3 protein-coding genes and 1 pseudogene are annotated in these 2141 nt (G+C 61.7%); 2 read left to right on the top strand and 2 right to left on the bottom strand.

The genetic code is table 11. The annotated features are described in order from the left end of the window. Window positions 1-72: 72 nt before the first annotated feature. Window positions 73-156, bottom strand: a pseudogene (locus WBV42_RS03630) (DUF2080 family transposase-associated protein); the annotation flags it as partial. Window positions 157-455: 299 nt separating this feature from the next. Between WBV42_RS03630 and WBV42_RS03625 the strand changes: the two are divergent. After that, window positions 456-1187 carry a sugar phosphate isomerase/epimerase family protein gene (locus WBV42_RS03625; protein WP_423984829.1) on the top strand — a complete coding sequence of 244 codons (732 nt, stop codon included), beginning with the start codon at window positions 456-458 and terminating at the stop codon, window positions 1185-1187. Window positions 1188-1212: 25 nt separating this feature from the next. On the opposite strand, the gene WBV42_RS03620 is transcribed toward WBV42_RS03625, so the two are convergent. After that, window positions 1213-1671 (bottom strand): universal stress protein, encoded by a 459-nt coding sequence (locus tag WBV42_RS03620; RefSeq protein WP_423984828.1) that lies wholly within the window; start codon window positions 1669-1671, stop codon window positions 1213-1215. A gap of 132 nt (window positions 1672-1803) precedes the next feature. On the opposite strand from WBV42_RS03620, the gene WBV42_RS03615 reads away from it, so the two are divergent. Further along, window positions 1804-2141 (top strand): Gfo/Idh/MocA family protein (locus WBV42_RS03615; RefSeq protein WP_423984827.1); only part of this gene is annotated, 338 nt, incomplete at its 3' end.

Below are 2141 nucleotides of genomic sequence, written 5' to 3'. Positions count from 1 at the left end.
CCACGCTAACTGGTCTTCAAGAGCGTCGGACGGCCGGAGCCGATACCTGTAGTTGTAGTTCATCTGGTGGGGCTACTTGTCGGTGGGTTCACTTGTTCGGACGATTTTTACGTCTGCACCACGCCAGTCCTTCGGAACGAGAACATGAGCGCCGTCGAACCGGCGTTCGAACCGCCGCCGCGCCTCCGAACTCGTGTCGGAACCGTACACACGCTGGTCGAAATCGACGAGGGTCTGGGCGCGGTTCAGACCGTGCGTCCCGAGGCCGACCACCCCGATATCGAGCGTGATGTCGTTGCGCATGCTCGTGGCTCCGCAGGCGACGTTATTCAGCTTTGGCTTACCTCGGTCGAAAATTAGGCGAACGACACGCGACGGGTGATGCCCCAATCCCGTTTCGAACTGGGGTTCCGCGAAAGTAACCGTTTTTACCCTCCTCTTCGTCGGGTACGAACATGGCCCGACCAGCCGTGCAGTTGTACTCGTTACGAGCAGTCGATGAACCGCTCCCCGAACTGATCACGAGCGCCGGAGACGCCGGATTCGAGGGCGTCGAATACGCGAACCGGATCGGCGACGCCGACACGGACGCCGTCATGGACGCCCTCGACGGTGCGGGAATGGAATCGGTCGCCGCACACGTCGGTATCGAGGAACTGGAGGACGACCTCGAAGGGACGGTCGAATTCTACGATTCGCTCGATTGTGACCGACTCGTCGTTCCGTGGCTCGATCCCGAACATTTCGAGAGCGAGGACGCCATCGACGCGTCCGCGGATCGACTCACGTCGCTCGCGGACCGAGTCGCCGACCACGGCGTCGAACTGGGGTACCACAACCACGACCACGAGTTCGAGGAGGTCAACGGCCGTCCGGCGTTCGAACGGTTCGCCGAATCGTCCGGGGACTCGCTCGCGCTCGAAGTGGACCTCGGTTGGGCGTCGGCAGCGGGTGTCGACCCGACCGACTTCCTCGAACGATGGGGCGACCGGATTCCGCTCGTGCACGTCTCGGACGCCGACGAGTCGCGGTCGCCGACGGAAGTCGGTGACGGGGTTCTCGACGTGGACGCCTGTGCGAGGGCGGTCGACGAAGCGGGCGTCGAGTGGGCGATTTACGAACACGACGAACCCGAGGACGCGATGGCGTCGCTCTCCCACGGCGGCGACGTGCTGCAAAAGTTCTGAACGGGACCGTTCTTTTTCTGACCGACTACCCCATCGTGAGCGTCACGTAGCCGTCGAAGTTGAGGACGACCCGCTGGGCGAAGTCGCCGAACAGCGCCTTTCCGGTCGGAGACCGGGATTTTCCGACGACGAAGGCGTGGTCACAATCGTACTTCTCCCCTGCTTCGATGACGCGGGTTCCGCGCTCCTTGTCATCGACGACGGCGACGACGGTTCTGAAATCGACGTTCATACCGTCGAGAACTTCGGCCGCGAACTCGGTGGCTTCGTTCGCCGCCGCCTCCGTCACGGCCCCGGTATCGTAGTTCACGTTCTCGACTTCCCCGACGGATTCGAGCGTTTCGACGTCGGCTTCGTACTCCGACTCGTCCAGAAACGCCAGAACGACCAGTTCGGCGTCGCTCGCGGCGGCATACGTTCCCGCTTCGCGGAGGAGGTCCCTGTGCGTGTCCGTCGTATCGATGGCTACTACACCACGTTCCATACCAGCGATAGACGAATGGAAGTATATAAAACGAGAGGATAGTTGCGACTCATAGCCCGGAAAATCGGGCGACCGACGCCGCATCAGGGGGAAATCACTATGACACTGGTCTGTGTTACGCTAGATGTTTCAATGAGTGAATACACTGTCGCTATCATCGGAACCGGACCGGACCCAGCCAACCCGACGGTCAAAGGATTCGCCATGGGCTACCGACACGCCGAAGCGTACCGAAACGACAACGACTGCCGCCTCGTCGGCTGTGCCGACATCGTCCCGGAGAACGCCGCCGCCTTCGCGGAGACGTTCGATATCCCGGAAGATGGCGTGTTCGAGGAGTACGTGGAGATGGTGGAAACCGTGGAACCGGACATCGTCAGCATCACCGTTCCACCCGCGATACACGAGGACATCGTCGTCGGGTGTGCCAAACGCGGTGTCGAGGCGATTCACTGCGAGAAGCCCATGGC

Source organism: Haladaptatus sp., from assembly GCF_049589095.1.
Classification (GTDB): domain Archaea; phylum Halobacteriota; class Halobacteria; order Halobacteriales; family Haladaptataceae; genus Haladaptatus.
Note: the sequence above shows the minus strand (reverse complement) of the source record. Positions and strands in the feature narration are given on the sequence as shown.